The following is a 15,879-nucleotide window of genomic DNA, read 5'->3' on the forward strand; positions in this document are numbered from 1 at the left end:
AACACCCGGTGGGCCGGGGAACATGGGTGTCATGTCCGGGCCCTATGTCATCCGCGGTGCGGTCTCCCTGCCGGAGGCCGAGCTCATGTGGCGTTTCTCGCGGTCCTCAGGGCCAGGCGGGCAACACGTCAACACCAGCGACTCCCAGGTGGAGCTGCGCTTCGACCTCGCGGCGACCGAGTCGCTGCCCGAGGTGTGGAAGGAACGGGCGCTGGAGCGGCTGGCGAACCGGCTGGTCAACGGCGTGGTGTCGGTACGGTCCTCGGAGCACCGCTCGCAGTGGCGCAACCGCGAGACGGCCGCCGTACGGCTCACCGCCCTGCTGGCCGAGGCCACGGCGCCGCCCCCCAAGCCGCGCCGCAAGCGCAAGATCCCGCGCGGCATCAACGAGCGCAGGCTGCGCGAGAAGAAGCAGCGCGGCGACACCAAGCGCGGCCGCTCGGGCCGCGACTGGTGAACGGACCCGCCGCCGACCCTTGTCGCCGTCAGCCCGGCCCCCGTCAGCCCAGCTGCCGGTAGCGCCCGCGGAAGTACGCCAACGGGCTGCCGTCCCCGCTCGGCAGTTGCGCGCCGAGCACCCGCCCGATCACCAGCGTGTGGTCACCCGCCACGACGCGCTGTTCCGTGCGGCACTCCAGGGTGGCGAGCGCGCCGCCGGCCAGCGGGGCTCCGGTGACCTCCCCGCGTACATAGGGGATGTCCTCGAACAGCAGCCGGTCGCTGATCCGGCCCTTCATGGCGAACCGTCCGGCGATGTGCCGCTGGCTCTCCGACAGGACGGAGACGGCCCACAGCGGCTGCTCCGCCAGCAGGTCGTCCATCCGTGAGTCGTTGCGCAGGCTCACCATGACCAGCGGCGGGTCCAGCGAGACCGACATGAACGCGGTCGCGGTCATGCCGACGTCCTCGCCGCGCCCGTGCTCGTCGAGCGGCGGCTCCTGCGCGGTGATCAGTACCACACCGGCGGCCAGTCGGGCGAGGGCGCCTCGGAACTCGTCGTTGCTCACCCCCTCAGCATGGGGGATGGGCCTGGGACGCGGGGCGGGGGGCTTCGTCTGCAACACACCGGGCACGCTAGCCGTGCGCGGGCCGTCGGCGCATCGGGCCAGGGGACCAGCCAGGTCCTAGGACCAGTCGTGGGACCCCTCGTGGGACCTGGCCGGAATCCTTTACCATCTGTTGTGACTTGGCTCACAGAGCGCGATATTTGTTGACCCTGTGTACCGGGTGCACAGCTCACTGTGATTCAGTGGCCGTGACACTGCAGTAAGTACGTCAAGTACGCCGATATGAAAACCTGGAGTGCTGTCGAGGTCTCGGGGAGTGCGAGCGATGGAGGCCGAGTCGGAGCCGTACGTCCGTCTTGCGACGATGCGGCAGCTGCACCAGGCCGTGGCCGATCTCAACACGGCGCGGAGCCTGGCCGACACGCTGCAGACCGTGGCCGACGGAATCGTCGCCGGTCTCGGTTACGAGCTTGCCTGCGTCAACCTCGTCCGTCCCGACGGTGATCTCGTGGTCGCCGCCTTCGCGGGCAACAGCGCCGCCGAGGCACTGATCACCGGCCGCGTCGGCTCCCGCACCTCCTGGGAGCGCCGGCTCGCCATGGGCGAGCCGTGGGACGAGCTCCGCTTCATACCGCACACCGACGGCTGGGTCCTCCTCGACGACGACGTCCCGCAGTGGCACACCGAGGGCCCCGAGCCCCGCTTCGAGGACGAGTGGCACCCGCAGGACCGGCTCTACGCCCCGATGTACGCCTCGGGCGGCGGCCTCGACGACCTCCTCGGCGTCATATCCGTCGACCGCCCCCGCAACGGCCGCCACCCCGGCGCCTGGGGCCGCGAGGCCCTCCAGATGTACGCGTCCCAGTCGGCCATAGCCATCAGCAACGCCAGGCTCCGGGCCAACATGCAGCGCGCCCTGGTCCGCCTGGAGCGTGAACAGCAGGCGCTGCGGGCCAGTGAGGAATCCTTCCGCCAGGCCTTCGAGTACGCCCCCAGCGGCATGGCCATCGCGGAGATGGGCGGCGACCAGCACGGCCGGCTGCTGCGCACCAACGACGCCCTGTGCCGGCTGCTCGGCCGCCCCGCCTCGGTGCTGCGCCGCTACTCCTTCGCCGACCTGGTCCACCCCGAGGACATCGGCACCCTGCTCCGCACCTCCGCCGAGGGCGGCCGCGCCGAACTGCGGCTGGGCCGCCGGGACGGCACCTACCTCTGGGTGTCGCTGCGCAACTCCGTCGTCGCGGACACCGCGGACGGGCCGCGCTTCCTGCTCACCCATGTCGAGGACATAGAGGAGCGCAAGCGCCACGAGCTGAACCTCGCGCACCGCGCCTCGCACGACGCGCTCACCGGTCTGCCCAACAGCGCGGAGCTGCGCTCCCGGCTCAGCGCCCGGCTCTGCGAGCGCCCGAACGCGGTGGCGTCCACGGACGTGCAGGCGCTGGACGCGGCGTACGGAGACGTGGACGAGGCCCGCGTGCACGGCTTCCCCGTCGACGGCTTCGACGCGGGGGCGGGCGTCGGCCCGTACGACCACCATGTGCATTCCGTCGCACCCGACACCGGGAAGGACGACGGGTCGAAGGGGCTCGCGGTCCTCTTCTGCGACCTGGACGGTTTCAAGTCGATCAACGACCGCTTCGGCCACCACACGGGTGACGTGGTCCTCATCGAGGTCGCCCGCCGGCTCACCATCTGTGTCCGCGACGGTGACACCGTCGCCCGGCTCGGGGGTGACGAATTCGTCGTCCTCGCGGACGGGCTGGGGTCCGCAGATGCCGCGGACCTGGCCGTACGCCTGCGTAACGCCATCATTCCGCCCATTCGGGTCGACGGCCGGGCGGTCCGCGTCGGGGCCAGTTTCGGCATCGGCTGGGCCGCGTGCGGCATGACCGCCGAAGAGGTGCTGCGCTCCGCCGACCAGCGGATGTACGTCGAGAAGCGGTCCAGGTCGAAGGTTCACCGCAGGGCCGGCTGACGTTCGCCGGGGCGTTGTGCGCGCACCCCGCCCCGGTCCCCGCCGCATCTTCGGCAATTCTTGGGCTGGTCCGTTCGGGGTAGGCTCGGCCGGTCGGCGTGGGCTGACGGTATACGGCGAGTGGCCGACGACATGGTGAGGAGTGACCCAGGGATGGCCGGGAACAACGGCGCGAGCACACCCGAGGACGACGACCCGTTCGGCTACCTCTACGAGGACGGGCAGGCGGCCGGCGCGCAGCCGCCGGGGCAGGGCGGCTACGGCTACCCGGGTCCCGCCGCGCAGCCCGGTGTGCCGCGCACCTCGTACAACCAGGTGCGGACCGTCGGTGAGCGCCAGTACGGCCAGCAGGTGCCGCAGCAGGGGGCCTACGGCTACCCGCCGCAGGGCCAGAACGCCCAGTACGGGCAGCCCCAGGGCCAGCACGGGCAGCCGAACGCGCAGTACGCGGCCCCGGAGACGTACCCCGGTGCCCCCACCTCGCAGGTGCCGCACCAGGGCGGCCGAGGCAACGGCGGCCCCGGCAAGGGCGGTCCCAACACCAAGGGCCTGCTGATCGGCGCGGTCGCGGTCGTCGCGGTCGTGCTCATCGGCATCGGCGCCGCGCTGATGACGGGCGACGGCGACAAGGACAAGAAGAAGGACGACGCGGCGTCCTCCTCCTCCGGCGCGGCCGGTGAGGTCGAGGAGTCGCCGAAGCCCCAGGACTCCCCGAGCGCCTCGGCCCCCGTCGAGCTCCCGAAGCAGGACGCGGCGTCGCTGAAGCTCGGTGGCACGGCGGCCGTGGAGAAGGGCGTCAAGGGTGCCGAGGGCCCCGACGGCTCCTACGTTTCCGGTTTCAACGCCGTTGGATCCTCCGTGACGTGGCAGGCCGCGATGGAGGAGGCCGGTTCGTACCGTCTGACGGTGCGCTACGCGATCCCCGGCAAGGACGCCAACGCCACGTTGACGGTCAACGGGAAGCCGAACTCGCAGCCGATCGGGCTCAAGGACTTCGTCCATTCCTCGGACCCGAACTGGGAGAAGAACTGGCAGACCACCTGGGCGCCCGTCGACCTGGTCAAGGGTGAGAACGAGATCGGTATTTCTTGCCAGGATGGCAATCAGTGCGACGTGATCCTGGATTGGCTGGAAGTCACCCCTGCGAAGGGTTAGCCCATTGCGGGTGAACCGTGTGTGGCCTCTCCTGGGTCCGAATCCGGGAGAGGCCACATTTGTATTTTCTGCGCTGAGCGATCAGGCGCCTATTGTGTAAATTCCGCCTCTTGCGTCAACAGGGCGAGACCGGAGTCATTTCCCTATCATGTCCAAGGCGTAAAGAAGGCGAGGCTCCATCCCTCCCGGTCTGGGCCGCATGGATTCATTTCGTGAATATTGCCTTGCTGCTGTCCTGGGCTTTGGTGTTGGCGGCAACGCTGGTGTTGGCGCCGACATCCACGAGGCGGTGAGGTCTGCTATCCGTAGACCTCGATTCCTGTAGCGGTGGAACCGGTGTTGTCTGTGTAAGTGCCCGGATTCAGAGTGAGCAGCTTGGCGCCCTCGCCGCAGCCGGTGCTGATGTGCCAGAGCACTATGCGATAGGACGTCTGGTTGGAGACGGACCGGGCAGCGGTGAGGGGATAGCAGCCGGGCGCTTTGGAGTAGACGGTCCTGGTTCCAGTCCTGTTTGTCCCCGACCAACCGCAGAAGTTTCCCTTCGGGCAGGTATTGGGGTCAGCCGCCGCGGCCGGTGTGACAAAGGCGCCGGCCACAGCGACGGGACCTCGGCACGCCAATCCCTGAAACCGGCCGACCCACGACCAAATAGACCGCGAACGGCACCTCGCCGGCCGCAGCCGAAACGCTGTTCGGCGCACGCAGCGCCCTGCGTGGTGCTGTCAGCCCATCAGGGCCAGGAAGCCCGCCACCGTCGCGGCCATCGCCTCGCGGCCCGGGGCGATGTACTTGCGCGGGTCCACACCGGTGGTGTGCTCGGCCAGGTAGGTCCGGACGGCCCCGGTGAACGCGGTGTTGAGCGCCGTACCCACGTTGATCTTGACCATGCCGGAGGAGGCGACGGCCTGGCGGATCTCGTCGTCCGGGACGCCGCTGGAGCCGTGCAGCACCAGCGGGACGGGGACGGCGTCGCGCAGCCGGCCGATCAGGGCGTGGTCCAGGGCGGCCGTGCGCTCCGTCATGGCGTGCGAGGAGCCGACCGCGACGGCCAGCGCGTCGACGCCGGTGGCGGCGACGTACGCGGCGGCCTCGGCCGGGTCGGTGCGGACGCCGGGGGCGTGGGCGTCGAGCGGGGCCTCGCCCTCCTTGCCGCCGACCTTGCCGAGCTCCGCCTCGATCCAGATATCACGCGCGTGGCCCCAGGCGACGGCTTCTGCGGTGGCCCGCACGTTCTCCTCGTAGCTCAGCTTGGAGGCGTCGAACATCACCGAGCCGAAGCCCTCGTCCGCTGCCTGGTGCAGCAGCTCCACGGACTCGACGTGGTCGAGGTGGAGGGCGAGCGGGACGGCGGAGGTGCGGGCGACGGCGGCGGCGGCGGCCGCGATGGCGGAGAGCCGGCCGCCGTGGAACTTCACGGCGTTCTCGGAGATCTGGAGGATCACGGGGGCTCCGGCGCGCTCCGCACCGGTGGCGATGGCCTCCGCGTGTTCCAGCGTGATGACGTTGAAGGCGGCGATTCCGCGTCCCTCGGCCTGGGCGGCGGAGACGAGTTCACCGGTGCTGACGAGCGGCATGCTGACCTCTGTTGCTTCGTCGGACCCGTGGGAGGGGCCCGGTGGGGGTGCGGCGCTCAGGCCGCTCCGGGTGTGTGTTCCTCGATGGCGACGCGCGGCAGCAGCTCCTCGTAGGCCGCGCGGTCGAAGTCACCGGCGGTGGGGGCCAGCACGGTCGCCGTCGACAGTGCCACCGCCCGTCGCAGCCGGTCCGGCCAGCTCAGGCCCTCGACGAGGCCGGACAGCAGTCCGGCCACCGCGGAGTCGCCCGCCCCGGTCGGGTTGCCCTTCACGGGGGCCGGCGGGGACGCCTGCCAGCTGCCGTCGGGGGTGACCGCCAGCATGCCGTCCGGGCCCAGTGAGGCGATCACCGCGTGCGCGCCGCGGCGGCGGGCGTCGCGGGTGGCGCGCAGGGGTTCGCGGGAGCCGGTGAGCTGGGCGAGCTCGTCGGCGTTCGGCTTGACGAGGTCGGGGCGGGCGGCGATGCCCCGGCGCAGCGGTTCGCCGCTGGTGTCCAGGAGTACGGGCACGCCCGCGGCGCGGGCCGGCCGGACCAGTTCGGCGTAGGCGCCGACGTGGATGCCGGGGGGCAGGCTGCCGCAGAGAGCGACCGCGTCGGCGCCGGTGAGCAGCTCCTCGTACGAGCGGAGGAAGGCGGTCCACTCGGTGGCGGTGATGTGCGGGCCGGGTTCGTTGAACTGGGTGGTGTCGCCGGTGGCCCGGTCCGCGACGGCCAGGGTGCGGCGGGTGTCGCCGGCCACCGGGACGAGTGCGTCGGTGAGGCTCGCGGTGCCGGGCGGCACGGCCGCGAGCAGTTCCCGCAGGACGGAGCCGGTGGCGCCTCCGGCGAAGCCGGTGACGACGCTGTCGTGGCCGAGGGCGGTGAGTACCCGGGCGACGTTGATGCCCTTGCCGCCGGGGCGCTCGGAGAGTTCGGTGACCCGGTGGCTGGAGTGCGGGACGAGGGCCGTGACGCCGTACGTCAGGTCGAGTGCCGTGTTCAGCGTGACCGTGAGGATCACCTCGGCCGCCACCTCGATCCGTGCTGAGCGCGGATCCCTTGGCAGAACGCGCTTTCCCTGACTGTTTCGCGGACGATCATGCCAAAGAGCCGGCGGCCGGCCCAGACCTCGGGTACAACCGCCGTCTCTTCGTTACGTATCCGCCTCACCGTTCTAGGCCCGCCGCCCTCACACTGCCGCGGGCACCGGCTGGGTGATCCACTCACCCTTGCGCATGACGCCCTTGAGCGTGAAATCGGCGTCCAGGATCACCAGGTCGGCGTCCTTGCCCGGTTCCAGCGAGCCGACGCGGTCGTACACGCCGAGCAGCCGGGCCGGGTTGGCGGAGATGGACTGCACCACGTCGCCGACCGGGATGCGGTCGATGGTGACGGCCCGGTGGAAGGCGGTGTCCAGGGTGAGCGTGGAGCCGGCGATGGAGCCGCCCTCGACGAGCCGGGCGACACCGTCCTTGACCTCGACGGCGAGCGGGCCCAGCTGGTACTGGCCGTCGCCGAACCCGGCCGCGTCCATGGCGTCGGTGATCAGGGCGACGCGGCGGGCGCCCGCGTGGTGGTAGGCCAGTTGCAGGGCGGCCGGGTGCAGATGGGTGCCGTCGTTGATCAGCTCGACCGTGATCCGCTCGTCCTCCAGGAGGGCGGCGATCGGGCCGGGCGCGCGGTGGCCCAGGGGCGGCATGGCGTTGAAGAGGTGCGTGGCGACGGTGGCGCCCGCGTCGATCGCCTCGACGGTCTGCTCGTACGTGGCGTCCGTGTGCCCGATCGCGGCGATGACGCCGTGCTCGGCGAGCAGCCGTACGGACTCGATGCCGCCGGGCAGTTCGGTGGCGAGCGTGAACATCTTCGCGGTGCCGCGGGCGGCGTCCATCAGTTTGCGGACCTCGGCCGGGTCCGGGTGGCGCAGCAGGCCCTCGCTGTGCGCGCCCTTGCGGCACGGCGAGATGAAGGGGCCCTCGAAGTGGATGCCGGCCAGGTCGCCCTGTTCGACCAGTTCGGAGAGGACGCCGGCCCGTTCGGCGAGGAAGTCCATCTCGCCGGTGACGGTGGAGGCGACCAGGGTGGTGGTGCCGTGCTCGCGGTGGGTGCGGACGCCGGTGAGGACGTCGTCCACGGTGCCGGAGGTGAAGGAGGCGCCGCCTCCGCCGTGGTTGTGCATGTCCACGAAGCCGGGGACGATCCAGTGGCCGGACAGGTCGACGGCCGGGGCGCCCTCCGCCGGACCGCCGGCGATGCGGGTGCCCTCGATGATCACCCGGCCGTTCTCGACGGTGCCGGTGGGGAGTACCACCCGGGCACCTGCGAGAACTGTGCTGTCTGCGCGTCCGGCCATCAGGCGGATACCTCCGTGGAGAGAAGATCCCAGGCGAGCAGCCCCGCGCCCAGGCATCCGGCGGTGTCCCCGAGGGCTGCCGGGACGATGTGGGGCAGCTTCTGGAACGTGACGCGTTCCTCGACGGCCGCACGGAGTGGTGTGAACAAGGTTTCTCCCGCCTCGGCGAGACCGCCACCGATGATGAGCGTGCGGGGGTCGAGCAGGGTGATGGCGGTGACCAGTCCGGCGGCGAGGGCGTCGACGGCGTTCAGCCAGACCGCCACGGCCTTCGGGTCGCCCGACTCCACGGCCTTGGCGCAGTCCGCGGCGTCGGCCTTCGGGTCGCCGGAGGCGGCGGCCCAGGCCCGGCTGACGGCCGCCGCGGAGGCCAGCGTCTCCAGGCAGCCGCGCTGGCCGCAGCTGCAGTCCGGGCCGTCCGGCCGGATCACGATGTGGCCGATCTCGCCCGCGGAGCCGTGGGCGCCCGCCTCGATGGTGCCCGCGATCCCGATGGCCCCGGCGATCCCGGTGCCCAGCGGGATGAACACGAAGCGGTCCGCGCCCCGCCCCGCCCCGATCCGGCCCTCGGCGAGCCCGCCGGTCCTGACGTCGTGGCCGAGGGCGACGGGGACGCCGCCGAGCCGTTCGCCGAGCAGCCTGCGCATGGGGACGTCGCTCCAGCCCAGGTTGGCCGAGTAGAGCGCGATCCCGTTCGCGGCGTCGACGATGCCGGGCACGGCGACACCGGCCGCGACGGCGCTCTCACCGAAGTGCTCCTCGCCGTACGCGCGCAGATCCGCCGCGAAGACGAGGATCGACTCCACGACGGCGTCGGGGCCGCGCTCTCTTCCGGTCGCGCGCCGTGCCTCGTAGAGCAGGGCGCCGTCGGCCCCGACCAGTGCGGCCTTCATTCCGGTGCCGCCCACATCGAGGGCGATGACGTGTTTCACGGGAGACAGTTTCGCCCGACGAACCCCAAAAGGTCTAGTCCACTATCGTTGTTTGTTGCGCATCCATACAAAATCGGGACCGCAATCGGGCGACAACGTGCCGACAACACGCCGGCAGCGCGCCGACAACGCGCCCCGCGCGCCCTCAGCCCGGCAGGATCACGCTGCGCGACAGATTGCGCGGGTGGTCCGGGTCGTACCCCTTCGACTCCGCGAGCGTCACCGCGAGCCGCTGGGCCCGGATCAGGTCGGCCATCGGGTCGGCGGTGGCGTGCGCCACCAGCGTTCCGCCGACCCCCGCGACCTCGCCCGCCAGGCCCTCGGGCAGTGCGCCGAACACCCAGGCCACCCGGTTCGGTCCGGTGATCGCGATCGGGCCGTGGCGGTACTCCATCGCGGGGTACGCCTCCGTCCAGGCGCCCGCCGCCTCGCGCATCTTCAGCCCGGCCTCCTGCGCCAGGCCGTAGGTCCAGCCGCGCCCCAGGAACGTCCACTGCTCGGCCGAGACCACCGCCTCGTCCAGCGGCTCGGTCACCGCCAGCTCCGCGTCGACGGCGGCCTCGGTGACCGTCTTCACGCCCGCCGGGAGCGGGCCGGCGGCTTCGAGCCCGGCCCGCAGGAAGGCGAGCGCGGTGGTGGCGAACCGGGTCTGCACGACGGACTCCTCGTCGGCCCAGTCCAGTACCGCCACCGTGTCGGCGACGTCCATCACCGGCGTCTTCGGGTCGGCGGTCAGCGCGACGGTGGGGGTCCTGCCGCGCAGTTCGCCCAGCAGCGCCAGCACCTCGCTCGTGGTGCCGGAGCGGGTGATCGCCACGACCCGGTCGTAGGACCGCCCGGCCGGGAACTCCGACGAGGCGTACGCGTCCGTCTCACCCTGCCCGGCCGCCTCGCGCAGGGCCGCGTAGGCGATGGCCATGAACCAGGAGGTTCCGCATCCGGTGACGGCGACCCGCTCGCCCGGACGCGGCAGCCCCTCGGCCACCGCGCCCGCCTCGGCGGCGCGGCGCCAGCAGCTGGGCTGGGTGGCAATTTCTGTTGCGGTACGGGACATGCGGTACGGCTCCTTGCGGCGTGGGCGGTCGTGGGCGGGCGTGGGCGTGGGTGGAAGTGGGGCGATATCGGGGCGGCACGGCGGCACCGCACGGGTGCGGGTATAAAGGCCTGGACCATTAAGGGCCTTGTGTCCGGCCCTGGTTGACCGAGACCTACTTAGCAGTCACTCCGCGTTCCGTGCAACGCTGCCGCGTTGCCGAAGCGATACCGGGGTGGTGTAGACCTCATCGGACCAGGTGGGGGAAAATCGCAGCTCGTCCGGGGTAGCCCCATGCAGAGGTGGATGCCGCGGATGGCGCGACCGACTAGGACGGACTGGGCTGTGCAGCGGCGTTACTTGGGACTGACGGCGGCTGTCGCCGCTCTGGGGATGACGGCAACGCTGTCGGGCTGCGGCGGCGACGGCGGGGGCGATGTCACGCTGAAGCTGGTCGCGGCCGATTACGGCACCGGCGAGGCGGACAAGTCCGACAAGTACTGGGACGGGGTCGCCAGGAGCTTCGAGGCGTCCCACCCCGGCATCAAGGTCGAGGTGACCGTCCTGCCGTGGACGGACATCGACCGCGAGGTCGCGGAGATGGTGAAGGCCGGAAAGGCCCCCGACATCGCGCAGATCGGCGCGTACGCGGACTACGCCAAGGCCGGGAAGCTCTACTCCGCCGACCAGATGCTCAGCATCCGTACCCAGGCGAACTTCCTGCCGGTCCTCGCGGACGCGGGCCGGGTCAGCCAGATCCAGTACGGGCTGCCGTTCGTGGCCAGCACCCGGCTGCTCTTCTACAACAAGAAGCTCTTCAGTCAGTCGGGTCTCGACGCCCCGAAGACCTGGAGCGACATCGCCGGCGACGCCGCCGCGCTCAAGCAACACGGTGTGAAGTTCCCGTTCGCGCTGCCGCTGGGCCAGGAGGAGTCCCAGGCCGAGACGCTGATGTGGCTGCTCAGCGGCGGTGGCGGCTACACCGACGACGTCGGCTCGTACGACATCGACTCGGACGAGAACATCAAGACGTTCGACTGGCTGAAGTCGAACCTCGTCGACAAGGGGCTCGTCGGCCCCGTCGCCCCCGGCGACCTCAACCGGGCGAAGGCCTTCTCGGCGTTCACCAGCGGTGACGTCGGGATGCTCAACGGCCATCCGACGCTGATGCGGGAGGCCAAGAAGCAGGGCGTCGACGTCGGCATGGTGCCGCTGCCCGCCGTCTCCGGGCCCACCACCAGCTCGATGGGCGTGGCCGACTGGATCATGGGCTTCAAGCAGAACAAGCACCGGATCGAGATGGGCAAGTTCTTCGACTTCATGTTCAGCGACAAGAACGTCATCGACTTCGCGGACACGTACGACATGCTGCCGGTCACCGACAGCGCCTCGGCCTTGATGGAGAACGACCCCAAGTACAAGCCGCTGCACAAGTTCCTGGACGCACTGCCGAACGCGCAGTTCTACCCGTTCGGCAAGACGTCCTGGGCCCAGGCCAGCGAGTCGATCAAGAAGAACATCGGTGAGGCGGTCGAGCCGGGCGCGAACCCCGAGAGCGTGCTGGGGCGCATAGCGCAGGAGTCCACATCGGCGGAGAACGCGGAGTAGCGGTCCACGGGCCGCGCCATATATTGGCTGATATGACCGCCCCTCCTCCGAACGGCCCCGACGAGCCCGCCGCCCCGCCCCCCGGACTCTCCGACCGGGACCGGGCGGTGCTGGCGGTCGAGCGGCAGTCGTGGGCGGGGCCCGGGGCGAAGGAGCGGGCGATCAGGGAGCGGCTCGGCATCTCCCCGACCCGCTACTACCAGCTGCTGAACGCGCTGCTCGACGACCGACGGGCCCTGGAGGCCGACCCGGTCACGGTGAACCGGCTCCGACGCGTGCGAGCGGCTCGGCGAGAACGCCGGTGATTACGGGGCTGGGCCCGTGTCCGAGCCCTCCGGCGGCTCCCTCCAGCCCCTCCGGCGCCCGTGTGCGGCCCCTCCGCCGGCTCCCTCCAGCCCCGCCGGCCGCGCCGTATACCAGCCCGTCCGGCGGCCATCTCAAGCCCCTCTGGCCGCCGTATATCCGACCCGTCCCGCGGGCAAATCAAGCCCCTCCGGCGATTGAGGAGCGGGGTTCGGGGCGGAGCCCCGGTTGCGCGGCGACGGGTTTCACCGGGGGCTCCGCCCCCGAGCCCCCGCGCCTCAATCGCCGGCGGGGCTGGATGGTGCCGGTCACCTCAAGGGGCGGGGTTCGGGGCGGAGCCCTGGGGGTGTGGCGACGGGTTTCACCGGGGGCTCTGCCCCCGAGCCCCCGCGCCTCAAACGCCGGCGGGGCTGGATATGGCCGGCCACCTCAATCGCCGGCAAGGCTGGATGGTGCCGTCCACCTCAAGGAGCAGAGTCCGGGGCGGAGCCGGGTCGGGCCGACCGGAGCCCAGGTCGGGCCGCACGGGGCCCCGGTCGGGCCGCACCGAGCCCCGGTGGGCCGCACGGAGCCCAGGTGGGCCGCACCGAGCCCCGGTCGGCCGCGCCCAGCCCCGGTCGGGCCCACCGAGCCCCGGTCGAGGCCCACCGGCTATAGGCTCGGCGCATGGGCAGCCACCCGCACACCCCGCCCCTGCCGACACCGACGACCCCCGCCGGACAGGAGGGCCTCGCCGCGCTCCTCGCCCGTCCCGACCGTGCCGTCGTCGCGCTCGATTTCGACGGCACCCTCGCGGACATCGTCCCGGACCCCGAGCAGGCCCGCGCGCACCCCGGCACCGTCGAGGCGCTCGCCGCACTCGCCCCGCAGGTCGCGTCGGTCGCCGTGATCACCGGCCGCCCGGCCGGCGTCGCGGTCCGCTACGGCGGCTTCGCCGGGGTCGCGGGCCTCGACCACCTCGTCGTCCTCGGCCACTACGGCGCCGAACGCTGGGACGCCGTCTCCGGCACCGTCCGCGCCCCCGCCCCGCACCCCGGCGTCGCCGCCGTGCGGGCCGAACTCCCGGGCGTACTGGACAGGTTCGACTCCTGGCGCGGTACCTGGATAGAGGAGAAGGGGCAGGCGCTCGCCGTCCACACCCGCCGCGCCGAGGACCCGCAGGCCGCGTTCGAGGCCCTGCGCGGCCCCCTCGGCGAGCTCGCCGCCCGGCACGGGCTGATCGTCGAACCGGGCCGTCTGGTCCTGGAGTTGCGCCCCTCGGGCATGGACAAGGGCGTCGCCCTGACGCAGTACGTGCGTGAGACGGGCGCCGAGTCCGTGCTGTACGCGGGCGACGACCTGGGCGACCTGGCCGCCTACGCCGCCGTGGAGAAGCTCCGCGCCGAGGGCCCCGACGGCACCCCCGGCCTGCTGATCTGCAGCGGCGAGGCGGAGGTGCCCGAACTCGCCCAGCGCGCGGACCTGTTGCTGCCGGGGCCGGGAGCCGTCGTCGAGTTCCTGTCAGTCCTGGCGCAGCGCCTCTAGCTGCTCCAGGAACCACTGCTGCGGCGGCAGCGCGGTGGCCGCCGCAGCCAGCCGCTCCGTGCGCGCCGCGCGCTCGTCGTCCTCCATCGTCAGCGCCTCGTGCAGCGCGTCGGCGGTGGCGGACACGTCGTACGGGTTCACCGTGATCGCGTCGTCGCCCAGCTCCTCGTACGCCCCCGCCTCCCGCGACAGCACCAGCGCGCAGCCGTGGTCGGAGACGACCGGGACCTCCTTGGCGACCAGGTTCATCCCGTCCCGGATGGGGTTGATGAGCGCCACGTCGGCCAGCCGGTACGCGGCGAGGGAGCGTGCGAAGTCGTCCTTGACGTGGAGCACGACCGGGGTCCAGTCAGCTGTGCCGTGCGCCGCGTTGATGCCGTCGGCGACGCGCTGCACCTCGGCCGTGTACTCCCGGTAGACCGCGAGGTCCTGCCGCGAGGGGTAGGCGAACGCGATGTGGACGACCCGGCCGCGCCATTCGGGCCGCTCGTCGAGCAGGGCGCGGTAGGCGAGCATCCCGCGGACGATGTTCTTGGACAGCTCCGTACGGTCCACCCGCACGATCGTCTTCCGGCCGGGGCCCACCTGTTCGCGCAGCGCCGCCATCCGCTCGTCGACGTCCGCCTCGTGCGCGCGGCGGCGCAGGAAGTCCGCGTCGGCGCCGAGCCCGTGCACGCCGATGCGGGTGCGGCCGGTGCCGCCCAGGATCTCCGTGCAGCAGCCGATGAAGGCGTCCGCCCAGCGGCGGGTCAGGAAGGCCGCCCGGTCGGCGCCGAGGATGCCGCGCAGCACCTGCTCGGCGATGTCGTCGGGCAGCATCCGGAAGTAGTCGACGGGCGCCCACGGGGTGTGCGAGAAGTGGCCGATCCGCAGGTCGGGGCGGAGTTCGCGGAGCATTCCGGGCACCAGCACCAGGTGGTAGTCCTGCACCAGGACCGCCGCGCCCTCGCCCGCCTCCTCGGCGAGCGCCTCCGCGAAGGCCCGGTTGTAGGTCTCGAAGGAGGCCCACTGCCGGCGGAACTCCGCGTCGAAGACGGGTTCCAGGGGGGTCTGGTAGAGCAGGTGGTGGACGAACCAGAGCACCGAGTTCGCGATCCCGTTGTACGCGTCGGCGTGCACGTCCGCGTCGATGTCGAGCATCCGTACGCCCGGCTCGCCGACCCCGCGGCGCACCGCCTCGCGGTCGCCGTCACCGAGTGCGGCGCAGACCCACACCTTGTCGTCCACCGCGCTCAGCCCGGAGACGAGTCCGCCCCCGCCCCGTTTCGCGTCGAGTGAGCCGTCCTCGCGGAGCGCGTACGAGACCGGACCTCGGTTGGACGCGACGAGTACCTGGGCGGCGGCGGGCTGGGGGACGTGCTCGGAGACCATGCTGCGGAATCTAGCCCGATCCCGAACCGTCCAAACGTGCGTGCGGCGGTGCTCCGGTCACGCCGCGCGGCGCGAGACGTACTCCTCGATCTCGCGCATCGGCGGCCGCTCCTCGGTGTCCACCGGGTACGTGTGCGGGACGAAGCCGTGCTCGCCGCGCTCGAACTGGGTCAGCGAGGGGCGGACCAGATGCCCTCGGGAGAGCCGCAGCTGAGCGGTCCGGTAGATGGCCGCCGCCATCCGGCCGAGCGCCTGGCCGTCCTGGTGGCGGTGTTTCCTGACGCCGACGTCGACCTGCCCGAGCGCGTCCAGGCCGACCGTGTGCAGGGCGTCGACGAGCAGCCCCAGCTCCACTCCGTAACCGACCGGGAACGGCAGCTGTTCGAGCAGGGAGCGGCGCACGGCGTACTCGCCGCCCAGCGGCTGGACGAAGCCGGCCAGTCGCGGCCAGTGCAGATTGAGCAGCGGCCGTGCCACCAGTTCGGTGACCCGCCCGCCCTGGCCTGCGGTGTCCCCGAGGGGGCGGTCGTACATCGCCTTGACGAACTGCACCGAGGGGTCGGTCAGCAGCGGGCCGACGATGCCGGAGACGAAGTCGGCCGAGAAGTCCTTCAGGTCCGCGTCGATGAAGCAGACGATGTCACCACTGGTCACCAGGAGTGACCGCCAGAGCACCTCGCCCTTGCCGGGGACGGCCGGGACGCGGGGCAGGATCGCGTCCCGGTGGATCACCCGGGCGCCCGCCCGGCGGGCGACCTCGGCGGTGGCGTCCGTGGAGCCGGAGTCGATCACCACGAGTTCGTCGACCAGCCGGACCTTCTCCATGAGCTCGCGCCGGATCACCCGGACGATGTCCCCGACCGTCGCCGCCTCGTTGAGCGCAGGCAGGACGACACTCACGCTCCCGCGGCGCGGGTCGCCGTCCCTGGCGGCCAGGAGCTGCTCCAGCGGGCGGTCGGCGGAGGACCAGGAACGCCTGGTCAGCCAGCCTTCGACCTCTTCCAGCACGGTCGATACTCCCTGTATGTGATCCATCTCGCGGTTCGGACGACTATCTCAACAGT

Annotated in this window: 15 protein-coding genes; 6 read left to right on the top strand and 9 right to left on the bottom strand. The window is 71.7% G+C overall.

Annotated features, from left to right (window positions below; translation table 11 throughout):
* Positions 1-22: 22 nt before the first annotated feature.
* Positions 23-457, top strand: a complete 435-nt coding sequence (gene arfB, locus ACZ6S6_RS21710) for an alternative ribosome rescue aminoacyl-tRNA hydrolase ArfB (protein ID WP_145764821.1) — start codon at positions 23-25, stop codon at positions 455-457.
* 43 nt (positions 458-500) lie between these two features.
* On the opposite strand, the gene ACZ6S6_RS21715 is transcribed toward arfB, so the two are convergent.
* The gene (locus ACZ6S6_RS21715) at positions 501-1,007 is read right to left on the bottom strand and encodes a flavin reductase family protein (RefSeq protein ID WP_469706628.1); all 507 of its coding nucleotides are present in this window, start codon (positions 1,005-1,007) and stop codon (positions 501-503) included.
* 325 nt (positions 1,008-1,332) lie between these two features.
* On the opposite strand from ACZ6S6_RS21715, the gene cdgB reads away from it, so the two are divergent.
* A complete protein-coding gene (gene cdgB / locus ACZ6S6_RS21720; protein ID WP_469706629.1) occupies positions 1,333-2,985 on the top strand; it encodes a diguanylate cyclase CdgB in 1,653 nt (550 codons plus the stop codon).
* A gap of 153 nt (positions 2,986-3,138) precedes the next feature.
* Positions 3,139-4,140 carry a CBM35 domain-containing protein gene (locus tag ACZ6S6_RS21725; protein ID WP_469706630.1) on the top strand — a complete coding sequence of 334 codons (1,002 nt, stop codon included), beginning with the start codon at positions 3,139-3,141 and terminating at the stop codon, positions 4,138-4,140.
* Positions 4,141-4,439: 299 nt separating this feature from the next.
* Here ACZ6S6_RS21725 and ACZ6S6_RS21730 read toward each other — a convergent pair whose 3' ends face one another.
* From ACZ6S6_RS21730 to ACZ6S6_RS21755, 6 genes are all read right to left on the bottom strand, one after another.
* Positions 4,440-4,841, bottom strand: a complete 402-nt coding sequence (locus tag ACZ6S6_RS21730; protein WP_469706631.1) for a peptidase inhibitor family I36 protein — start codon at positions 4,839-4,841, stop codon at positions 4,440-4,442.
* A gap of 21 nt (positions 4,842-4,862) precedes the next feature.
* The gene (locus ACZ6S6_RS21735; RefSeq protein WP_469706632.1) at positions 4,863-5,714 is read right to left on the bottom strand and encodes a class II fructose-bisphosphate aldolase; all 852 of its coding nucleotides are present in this window, start codon (positions 5,712-5,714) and stop codon (positions 4,863-4,865) included.
* Positions 5,715-5,770: 56 nt separating this feature from the next.
* Positions 5,771-6,715 carry a 1-phosphofructokinase family hexose kinase gene (locus ACZ6S6_RS21740; protein WP_469706633.1) on the bottom strand — a complete coding sequence of 315 codons (945 nt, stop codon included), beginning with the start codon at positions 6,713-6,715 and terminating at the stop codon, positions 5,771-5,773.
* Positions 6,716-6,883: 168 nt separating this feature from the next.
* A complete protein-coding gene (nagA, locus tag ACZ6S6_RS21745) occupies positions 6,884-8,044 on the bottom strand; it encodes an N-acetylglucosamine-6-phosphate deacetylase (RefSeq protein WP_362965452.1) in 1,161 nt (386 codons plus the stop codon).
* The gene (locus ACZ6S6_RS21750) at positions 8,044-8,976 is read right to left on the bottom strand and encodes an ROK family protein (RefSeq protein ID WP_362965450.1); all 933 of its coding nucleotides are present in this window, start codon (positions 8,974-8,976) and stop codon (positions 8,044-8,046) included. Before ACZ6S6_RS21750 ends, nagA begins: the two co-directional genes overlap by 1 nt.
* 145 nt (positions 8,977-9,121) lie before the next feature.
* Complete coding sequence (locus ACZ6S6_RS21755) at positions 9,122-10,030, bottom strand: SIS domain-containing protein (RefSeq protein WP_362965448.1); 909 nt, start codon at positions 10,028-10,030, stop codon at positions 9,122-9,124.
* 372 nt (positions 10,031-10,402) lie between these two features.
* Here ACZ6S6_RS21755 and ACZ6S6_RS21760 point away from each other — a divergent pair, with 372 nt between their 5' ends.
* From ACZ6S6_RS21760 to otsB, 3 genes are all read left to right on the top strand, one after another.
* Complete coding sequence (locus ACZ6S6_RS21760) at positions 10,403-11,617, top strand: extracellular solute-binding protein (protein ID WP_362965446.1); 1,215 nt, start codon at positions 10,403-10,405, stop codon at positions 11,615-11,617.
* Positions 11,618-11,649: 32 nt separating this feature from the next.
* The gene (locus tag ACZ6S6_RS21765) at positions 11,650-11,922 is read left to right on the top strand and encodes a DUF3263 domain-containing protein (RefSeq protein ID WP_469706634.1); all 273 of its coding nucleotides are present in this window, start codon (positions 11,650-11,652) and stop codon (positions 11,920-11,922) included.
* A gap of 664 nt (positions 11,923-12,586) precedes the next feature.
* Positions 12,587-13,444 (top strand): trehalose-phosphatase, encoded by an 858-nt coding sequence (otsB, locus tag ACZ6S6_RS21770; protein ID WP_469706635.1) that lies wholly within the window; start codon positions 12,587-12,589, stop codon positions 13,442-13,444.
* Here the strand turns inward: otsB and ACZ6S6_RS21775 are convergent.
* A complete protein-coding gene (locus ACZ6S6_RS21775; protein ID WP_469706636.1) occupies positions 13,421-14,815 on the bottom strand; it encodes an alpha,alpha-trehalose-phosphate synthase (UDP-forming) in 1,395 nt (464 codons plus the stop codon). The two genes, otsB and ACZ6S6_RS21775, sit on opposite strands and share 24 nt — an antisense overlap.
* A 57-nt stretch (positions 14,816-14,872) precedes the next feature.
* Entirely contained in the window at positions 14,873-15,823 is a 951-nt protein-coding gene (locus ACZ6S6_RS21780; protein ID WP_362965438.1) for a glucosyl-3-phosphoglycerate synthase, read from the bottom strand.
* Between the last annotated feature and the right edge of the window lie 56 nt (positions 15,824-15,879).

It is taken from the genome of Streptomyces sp. NPDC048671, assembly GCF_055587045.1.

Excerpts from the sequence above, each read along its gene's own strand:
- ACZ6S6_RS21725 (WP_469706630.1), top strand. The coding sequence starts at position 3,139 with ATGGCCGGGAACAACGGCGCGAGCACACCCGAGGACGACGACCCGTTC.
- ACZ6S6_RS21760 (WP_362965446.1), top strand. The coding sequence starts at position 10,403 with ATGACGGCAACGCTGTCGGGCTGCGGCGGCGACGGCGGGGGCGATGTC.
- ACZ6S6_RS21755 (WP_362965448.1), bottom strand. The coding sequence starts at position 10,030 with ATGTCCCGTACCGCAACAGAAATTGCCACCCAGCCCAGCTGCTGGCGC.
- ACZ6S6_RS21775 (WP_469706636.1), bottom strand. The coding sequence starts at position 14,815 with ATGGTCTCCGAGCACGTCCCCCAGCCCGCCGCCGCCCAGGTACTCGTC.
- ACZ6S6_RS21735 (WP_469706632.1), bottom strand. The coding sequence starts at position 5,714 with ATGCCGCTCGTCAGCACCGGTGAACTCGTCTCCGCCGCCCAGGCCGAG.
- cdgB (WP_469706629.1), top strand. The coding sequence starts at position 1,333 with ATGGAGGCCGAGTCGGAGCCGTACGTCCGTCTTGCGACGATGCGGCAG.
- arfB (WP_145764821.1), top strand. The coding sequence starts at position 23 with ATGGGTGTCATGTCCGGGCCCTATGTCATCCGCGGTGCGGTCTCCCTG.
- otsB (WP_469706635.1), top strand. The coding sequence starts at position 12,587 with ATGGGCAGCCACCCGCACACCCCGCCCCTGCCGACACCGACGACCCCC.
- ACZ6S6_RS21765 (WP_469706634.1), top strand. The coding sequence starts at position 11,650 with ATGACCGCCCCTCCTCCGAACGGCCCCGACGAGCCCGCCGCCCCGCCC.
- nagA (WP_362965452.1), bottom strand. The coding sequence starts at position 8,044 with ATGGCCGGACGCGCAGACAGCACAGTTCTCGCAGGTGCCCGGGTGGTA.